Origin of the sequence: Paraburkholderia sp. BR14320, assembly GCF_040948665.1 — a bacterium.
Lineage (GTDB): Bacteria > Pseudomonadota > Gammaproteobacteria > Burkholderiales > Burkholderiaceae > Paraburkholderia > Paraburkholderia youngii.
Genome location: NZ_JBFPKG010000226.1, coordinates 1 through 756 on the forward strand (window position 1 = coordinate 1; position 756 = coordinate 756).

Here is a 756-nt window from a genome sequence, read left to right on the forward strand (position 1 = left end):
CGTCGCCGATACCGATCAGCTCGATCTGGTCGAGGTAGGGGCCGCCGCCCGTCTTCCAGAAGTTGTCATTGCGCACGCCGACTGTCGAGACGCCGGGCTTGAACGTCTTCACCTTGTACGGGCCGGTGCCGACGGCCGTCGTGAAGTCGGTCGTGCCGTCCTTGATGATCACGAATTGCGGCGTGGCGAGAATCACCGGCAAGTCCGCGTTGGGCGACGCGAGCGTCAGTGTGACTTCGTTGGGGCCGGTCTGCTTCGCCTCCACGAACTGATCGGCCAGCGTCTTCACCTTCGAAGCTGTCGCCGGATTCTTATGACGCATCAGCGAGTAGACGACATCGGCGGGCGCAAGCGGCTTGCCGTCGTGGAAGGTCGCGCTCTTGCGCAGCTTGATCACCCACACCTTCGCATCGCTCGTGTCCACCGCTTCGGCGAGGTTCATCCGCGGCGTCAGCGAACTGTCGAGTTGCGTCAGGCCGCTGTAAAACATGAAGAAGCGGATGTAGTCTGCACCTGCCGATCCCTTGGCCGGGTCGAGCGTATCCGCGGTCGACGATGAGTCGTAGGCGACCCGGATCTTGCCGCCTTTCTTCGGCGCGGCTGCCGCAAGCGCCGGGCGAGCTCCCGCGAGCAAGCCTCCCGCGCCGGTGGCGAGCAAGCCGCCGGCAGCCAGCAAACGCATCATGTCGCGGCGGCTGAAACCGCCCGTTTTGATTTCGTCGTCGTACATGCGAACTGCTCCTCACTGGTGATTGA

1 protein-coding gene is annotated in these 756 nt (G+C 63.8%); it reads right to left on the reverse strand.

From position 1 onward, the window contains the following. A partial coding sequence (locus tag AB3X89_RS40035) for an ABC transporter substrate-binding protein (protein WP_368588033.1) occupies positions 1-730 on the reverse strand: 730 nt, incomplete at its 3' end. Positions 731-756 lie beyond the last annotated feature (26 nt).